Origin of the sequence: Bradyrhizobium sp. (genome assembly GCF_027307225.1) — a bacterium.
Lineage (GTDB): Bacteria > Pseudomonadota > Alphaproteobacteria > Rhizobiales > Xanthobacteraceae > Bradyrhizobium.
Genome location: NZ_DAHUXJ010000034.1, coordinates 22,235 through 29,326 on the forward strand (window position 1 = coordinate 22,235; position 7,092 = coordinate 29,326).

Genomic DNA, 7,092 nt, shown 5'->3' on the forward strand with positions numbered 1-7,092 from the left:
TTTACGAACTTCGGAATCAAAGGAGCACTAGCCAATTATATGATTCTAGTGCGGTTTAGAATTTGAAGTTCCTATGATGAGGTTACCGCGAAACTGATAGGAACTTCAAATTCACCGCACTAGTGTCCCTTTGGTTCTGACATTCGTAACGGAGGACGCTGCAACATGATACGAATGTCAGAACCGGGACACTAGCGATGCCTCCTGATGCGGGCGCGGGACGCGCGGATCCCTTTGCGCCTCTGACATCAGAGCTGCTGCCGGTCGGCAATGGCCACGAGATCTATGTCGAAAGCGTCGGCCGCGAAGGCGGCATTCCCGCCGTGTATCTGCATGGCGGGCCCGGCAGCGGCTGCCAGCCGGATCATCGCCGTCTGTTCGATCCCGAACGCTTTCACGCGGTGCTGTTCGATCAGCGTGGCGCTGGCCGCAGCCGCCCGAAGGGCCGCCGCGAGCACAACACGCTGCAATATTTGATCGCGGACATGGAAATGATCCGCGAGAAATTCGCCTTCGAGCGCTGGATGGTCGCCGGCGGCTCCTGGGGCGCGACGCTGGCGCTGGCTTACGCACAGGCCCACCCAAATCGTGTCTCCGGCATCGTGCTGCGCGCGACATTCCTGGGCACGCGCGAGGAACTCGATACCGCGTTCCTGAAAACGCTGCCGCGGTTCCATCCCGGGCTCAGCGAAGATTTCATCGGGCTGTTGCCTGAAGCCGAGCGCAACCAGCCGCTGCAAGCCTATTGGCGGCGCATTCTCGATCCGGACGCCGCCGTACACGCGCCCTTCGCCCGCGCCTGGCATGGCACCGAGCGGATCCTGTCGGAGGTTTCGCCGTCGCGCACGCGGCTCGACCTCGCGTCGCTGAAATCGACAGGCCCCCTGCCCGCCACGCCCTTCATGGAAGCGCATTACTTTGCGAACGATTGCTTCATGCGGCCGAACCAGATTCTCGAGGATGCCAAAAAGCTCAAGGGAATTCCCTGCATCATCGTCCAGGGACGGTATGATTTGCTGTGCTCGCCCTCGACTTCGCATGCGATGGCTGCGAGATGGCCGGACGCCGAACTTCGTATCGTCGAAGGCGCCGGTCACACGCTCTACGATCCCGGCGTACGCAATGCAGTGATGCGGGGAATCGCGGACCTGGCATCGAAGATAACGGGTTAGCCGATCCATCCCCTCATCCTGAGGAGCTTGCGAAGCAAGCGTCTCGAAGGATGAGGCCAAGAGCTGGGCCTCATGGTTCGAGACGGCGCTTTGCGCCTCCTCACCATGAGGGTTGTGCGGAGAACAAAAATGCCGATCGCCGGAAAAGGCATGCTGCTGACGTCAATGGATGTCGATCTCGAGCACGAGGCCGATTTCAACCGATGGTATGACCGCGAACATCTGGAAGAGCGGGTCGCGATCGAAGGCTTCATCGAGGCGCGGCGTTACATCGCCATCGAAGACGCGCCGAAATATCTTTGCCTGTATTCGACGGAAGCGATCGAGGTCCTCAATAGCCCCGCCTACAAAACCCGCCTCGCCAACCCGACCGCGTGGTCGAAGACAACGATGGCGCGTTTCAGGAACATGATCCGCAGCGTTGCGCGTATTACCGTCAGCCGCGGCAAGGGACGTGGCGCGTTCCTCGGCATCGTTCGAATTCGTCCCCCGAGCGGCGGCCACGACACGTTGCGCGAAGCGCTGCGTACCGCGCTTGATCCGCAATCGATCGACGGCATCATTTCGATGCACGTGATCGAAAGCGATCCGACATTGTCGGGGCCGACGACAGAAATTCCCGCGGCTGCAGGCGCGGGCGGTCGCGACTGGTTCGTCCTGATCGACGCAACCGACGACACGGTGGCGGATGTGGCCACGCGCCGCATAGCCGACAACATCGCGTTCAAGCCGATGGTTATTTCGAACGGCATTTACCGCTTGCAGTGGGATATCGCCAAAGCTGACATTTCATAGGGCGGACATTTCATGAGAAGAAATATTCCTGCGCGCGAAACGTGCATTTTCTCATGCTGCAGTGCCACATAAACCAGCTTTTATGATCATTGCATCGGCCAGGGCGCAAAACAGCAAGATCAAACAAAATTGGCTTTGTGGATCAGCATGATTGGCTTTAATACGAGAAGCGGATGATGCAATTTGGAATCCGAAAAGAACGCCGTATCAAGCGTTCGCAAGCAAGATAAGGCCGCGCTGCTCTCAAAGTATCCTGGCGCGGATAGGTAGTAATGAAACCGACTGATATCTCTGCGCCGGACTACTTTCACAAAGTAGTCGACTGCCAATGGGCTTGTCCCGCCCACACCCCCGTTCCGGAATATATCCGCTTGATCGCCGAGGGCCGCTACAGCGACGCCTACATGATCAATTGGAAATCGAATGTGTTTCCCGGAATTCTGGGCCGCACCTGCGATCGTCCCTGCGAACCGGCATGCCGCCGCGGCCGCGTCGAGGAAACTCCGGTCGCGATCTGCCGCCTCAAGCGCGTTGCGGCCGATTTCAAGGACGACATCAAAAGCCGCCTGCCGCGCGCGGGCGCCAACAACGGCAAACGCATTGCGATTATCGGCGGCGGTCCGGCCTCACTGACGGTCGCACGCGATCTTGCGCCACTCGGCTACCACTGCGCCGTGTTCGACCAGGACCCGAAAGCCGGCGGCATGATGCGGAGCCAAATTCCAAAGTTCCGCCTGCCCGATTCCGTCATCGACGAAGAGACCGATTACATCCTGAACCTTGGCATCGAGTTCAAGGGCGGTCATCGCATCGATAGCCTGAAGAAGCTTATGTCGGAGAACTTCGACGCGATCTTTGTCGGTTCCGGCGCACCGCGCGGCCGCGAACTCGACATTCCCGGACGCGAAGAGGCGGCAAGCCACATCCATATCGGTATCGACTGGCTGTCCAGCGTTTCGTTCGGCCACACCGACAAGATCGGCAAGCGCGTGATCGTGCTCGGCGGCGGCAATACCGCGATGGATTGCTGCCGCACCGCGCGCCGCCTCGGTGGCGAGGACGTCAAGGTGATCGTGCGCTCCGGCTTCGAGGAGATGAAGGCGTCGCCTTGGGAAAAAGAAGACGCCATGCATGAGGACATTCCGATCCTCAATTTTATGGTTCCGACCGCCTTCGTCCATAACAACGGCAAGCTCACCGGCGTCACCTTCCAGAAGGTGAAGGCCGAGTACGACGCCAATGGCAAGCGCAGCCTGGTACCGTCAGGCGAAGCTGACGAAACGATCAACTGCGACGACGTGCTGGTCGCAGTCGGCCAGGAGAATGCGTTTCCCTGGATCGAACGCGACTGCGGCATCGAGTTCGACAAATGGAACATGCCGAAAGTCGATCCCAAGACCATGGGATCGACGCACCCGAAGGTGTTTTTCGGCGGCGATGCGGCGTTCGGACCCAAGAACATCATCTGGGCGGTGGCGCATGGCCACGACGCTGCACTCTCGATCCACCGGCTGATCTCCGGCGAAGACGTGCAGGAGCGGCCGCTGCCACAGGTGCATGTCTCCTCGCAGAAGATGGGCATCCACGAGTGGAGCTACGACAACGACATTTCCGACGACAAGCGCTTCAAGGTGCCGCATCGCGACAAGGTGATCGCGCTGAAGGACATCCGCACCGAGGTCGAACTTGGCTATGACGTCAAGCTTGCGCTCGGCGAAGCGCAACGCTGCCTGAATTGCGACGTGCAGACGGTGTTTTCGACTTCGCTTTGCATCGAATGCGATGCCTGCGTCGATATCTGCCCGATGGATTGCATCACCTTCACAGAGAACGGCGATGAGGCGGATCTGCGCAAGCGGCTGAAAGCGCCGTCGCAGCATGCCGATCAGGATCTCTACGTCTCGAGCGACCTCAAGACCGGACGCGTCATGGTGAAGGACGAGGACGTCTGCCTGCATTGCGGGCTGTGCGCCGAGCGTTGCCCCACCGGCGCCTGGGACATGCAGAAATATCTCATCGATATGACCCAAGCAGGAAAGTCATGCCCGACCAAAGCCCGATCAGCAGCGTAAACGACTTCGTCGTCCGCTTCGCCAACGTCAACGGCTCGGGTTCGGCCAGCGCCAACGAACTGTTCGCCCGCGCCATTCTCCGCCACGGCGTGCCAGTCTCCCCGCGCAACATATTCCCCTCCAACATCCAGGGCCTGCCGACCTGGTATGAAGTACGCGTGACGGAAGACGGCCATCTCGGCGCGCGCGGCGGCGTCGACTTGATGGTGGCGATGAACCCGCAGACCTGGGACAAGGACGTCGCCGGGATCGAGCCCGGCGGTTATCTGTTCTACGATTCCACCAAGCCGCTGCCGCAGACGAAATTTCGCGCGGACATCACCGTGATCGGCGTGCCGCTGACCGCGATCACCAATTCCACCTACACCGATCCGCGCCAGCGCCAGCTTTTCAAGAACATCATCTATCTCGGCGCCCTCTGTGCGCTGCTCGACATGGACCCGAAGCTGATCGAGCAATTGATCGGCGAGCAGTACAAGGGCAAGGAAAAGCTCCTGTCCTCGAACGTCCACGCGCTGCATCTCGGGCGCGACTGGGCGCTGCAAAACCTGAAATGCCCGATCGGCCTGCGCGTCAGGAAGGCCGACGCGGTCGGCGACCGAATCTTCATCGAGGGCAACAGCGCGGCTGCGCTCGGGGCCGTCTATGGCGGCGCCACCGTCTGCGCCTGGTATCCGATCACGCCGTCGTCCTCGCTGGCGGATGCCTTCACGACCCATTGCAAGCGACTGCGGCACGATCCCGCAACCGGCAAGGCAAAATACGCGATCGTGCAAGGCGAGGACGAACTCGCCTCCATCGGCATCGTGATCGGCGCCGGCTGGAACGGCGCGCGCGCTTTCACCGCAACCTCCGGCCCCGGCATCTCGCTGATGACGGAATTCATCGGCCTCTCTTATTTCGCGGAGATCCCGGCCGTGATCATGAACGTGCAGCGCGCCGGCCCCTCGACCGGCATGCCGACCCGCACCCAGCAATGCGACATCATTGCCTGCGCCTATGCCTCCCACGGCGACACCAAGCATGTGCTGCTGTTCCCGGAAGATCCGGCGGAAGCGTTCGAATTCGCGGCGCAAGCGTTCGATCTCGCCGAACGGCTTCAGACCACGATCTTCCTGATGCTCGACCTCGACATCGGCATGAACCACCGGCTCTGCCGTCCGCTGAAGTGGGACGACGCCCGGCAGTACGACCGCGGCAAGGTGATGACGGCCGAGATGCTGGACGACGGACGCGACTTCGGCCGCTATCTCGATGTCGATGGCGACGGCATTCCGTTCCGCACCTATCCGGGCACGCACCCGACCAAGGGCTCGTTCTTCACCCGCGGCACCTCGCGCGACCGCTACGCGCGCTACTCGGAGGAGGGCGCGGTCTACGCCGACAACATGCAACGTCTGCTGCGCAAGTTCGAGACCGCGCAGGACATGGTGCCGCGGCCCTTGCAGGCCAACGCGGCCAAGCCGACCAAATATGGCGTGATCTATTTCGGATCGACCGCACCCGCGATGGACGAAGCGATCCAGCTTCTCGAAGCACGCGGCCACGCGCTCGACCGCATGCGCATCCGCGCCTTCCCGTTCCACTCCTCCGTCGCGAGCTTCATCGCCGACCATGATTTTGTTTATGTGGTCGAGCAGAACCGCGACGCGCAGCTTCGCACGCTGATCGTCAACGAGAACGGCATCGATCCAGTGCGGCTGGTGCCGATCCGCCATTACGACGGCACGCCGATTACGGCACGTTTTATCGCGGATTCGATCGGCGAACACCAGGATCAGCTCAAGCTGACTCCGCTGCGCAAGGTGAAGTCATGACCTATCTCGCGAAACCGAAATTCCACCATCCGGGCCTGACCAAGAACCGGCTCGGCTACACTCATCGCGACTACGAGGGCAAGATTTCGACGCTGTGCGCCGGATGCGGCCACGATTCGATCACGGCTTCCATCATCGAAGCCTGCTACGAGCTCTCGATCGAACCGCATCGCGTGGCGAAGATTTCCGGCATCGGTTGCTCGTCGAAGACGCCGGACTATTTCCTCGGCAACTCGCACGGCTTCAACTCCGTGCACGGCCGCATGCCCTCTGTGCTGACCGGCGCCAATCTCGCCAACCGCGATTTGATCTATCTCGGCGTATCCGGCGACGGCGATTCCGCTTCCATCGGCTTCGGCCAGTTCGCGCATTCGATCCGGCGCGGCGTCAACATGACCTATATCGTCGAAAACAACGGCGTGTATGGGCTGACCAAGGGCCAGTTCTCCGCCACAGCCGATCGCGGTTCGAAGTCCAAGAAGGGCGTCACCAACACCGACAACGCGGTCGATCTCGTGGCGATCGCGCTTCAACTCGGCGCCAGCTTCGTGGCGCGCAGCTTCTCCGGCGACAAGACCCAGCTGGTGCCGCTGATCGCAGCCGCAATCGAGCACAAGGGCGCGGCCTTCATCGACGTCATCAGCCCGTGCATCGCCTTCAACAATCACGCCGGTTCGACCAAAAGCTTCGACTATGTCCGCGAGCACAACGATGCCGTGAATCGCCTCGACGTGCTCACCGGCCGTGAGCCGATCTCGGTCGATTACGCGCCGGGCACGGTGCAGGTGGTCGAGCAGCACGACGGCAGCAAGATTGCGCTGCGCAAGATCGATGCCGATTACGACGCGCACGATCGCGTCGGCGCACTGGCGTTCCTGCAAAAGCACGCCGCCAAGGGCCAGATCGTCACCGGTCTGCTTTACGTCGATCCGGACTCGGAAGACCTGCACAGCCATCTCAACACGATCGAGCAACCGCTCAACCGCCTTGAGGCCGACGTTCTTTGTCCCGGCTCGGCCGCATTGGACAAGATCAACGCCAGTTTTCGCTGAGACTTGCTTTCACCCATTATACTGTCGTCATGGCCGGGCTTGTCCCACGACCGTCCGGCACGATTTCTGCTTGAGAAAGTGCACGGCATTGATTCTGCTTGGGTTCAGTTGGTTGCGAATCATCTGGACAGGAAGAGGATCAACGCCGTGCAGCATCAGAATATCGTTTTTCATGGCCTGCTGA

Annotated in this window: 5 protein-coding genes; all 5 read left to right on the top strand. The window is 60.8% G+C overall.

Annotation, left to right across the window (positions count from 1 at the left end; genetic code table 11):
- The first annotated feature begins 197 nt into the window (after window positions 1-197).
- The 5 genes from pip to M6D32_RS05930 all read left to right on the top strand — a co-directional run bounded on the left by pip (window position 198) and on the right by M6D32_RS05930 (window position 6,908).
- A complete protein-coding gene (pip, locus tag M6D32_RS05910) occupies window positions 198-1,172 on the top strand; it encodes a prolyl aminopeptidase (RefSeq protein ID WP_298254300.1) in 975 nt (324 codons plus the stop codon).
- A 129-nt stretch (window positions 1,173-1,301) separates the two neighbouring features.
- A complete protein-coding gene (locus tag M6D32_RS05915; RefSeq protein WP_298254302.1) occupies window positions 1,302-1,967 on the top strand; it encodes a DUF4286 family protein in 666 nt (221 codons plus the stop codon).
- Between the two features lie 272 nt (window positions 1,968-2,239).
- Window positions 2,240-4,039 carry an FAD-dependent oxidoreductase gene (locus M6D32_RS05920; protein WP_298254304.1) on the top strand — a complete coding sequence of 600 codons (1,800 nt, stop codon included), beginning with the start codon at window positions 2,240-2,242 and terminating at the stop codon, window positions 4,037-4,039.
- On the top strand, window positions 4,009-5,856 hold the full coding sequence (locus M6D32_RS05925) for a 2-oxoacid:acceptor oxidoreductase subunit alpha (RefSeq protein ID WP_298254306.1): 1,848 nt from the start codon (window positions 4,009-4,011) through the stop codon (window positions 5,854-5,856). Before M6D32_RS05920 ends, M6D32_RS05925 begins: the two co-directional genes overlap by 31 nt.
- Window positions 5,853-6,908 carry a 2-oxoacid:ferredoxin oxidoreductase subunit beta gene (locus M6D32_RS05930; RefSeq protein WP_298254307.1) on the top strand — a complete coding sequence of 352 codons (1,056 nt, stop codon included), beginning with the start codon at window positions 5,853-5,855 and terminating at the stop codon, window positions 6,906-6,908. The genes M6D32_RS05925 and M6D32_RS05930 overlap by 4 nt, the downstream gene beginning before the upstream one ends.
- Window positions 6,909-7,092: the final 184 nt, after the last annotated feature.

Bases quoted from the DNA above. Each gene is read 5' to 3' on its own strand.
- pip (WP_298254300.1), top strand. From the start codon at position 198: ATGCCTCCTGATGCGGGCGCGGGACGCGCGGATCCCTTTGCGCCTCTG.
- M6D32_RS05930 (WP_298254307.1), top strand. From the start codon at position 5,853: ATGACCTATCTCGCGAAACCGAAATTCCACCATCCGGGCCTGACCAAG.
- M6D32_RS05915 (WP_298254302.1), top strand. From the start codon at position 1,302: ATGCCGATCGCCGGAAAAGGCATGCTGCTGACGTCAATGGATGTCGAT.
- M6D32_RS05920 (WP_298254304.1), top strand. From the start codon at position 2,240: ATGAAACCGACTGATATCTCTGCGCCGGACTACTTTCACAAAGTAGTC.
- M6D32_RS05925 (WP_298254306.1), top strand. From the start codon at position 4,009: ATGCCCGACCAAAGCCCGATCAGCAGCGTAAACGACTTCGTCGTCCGC.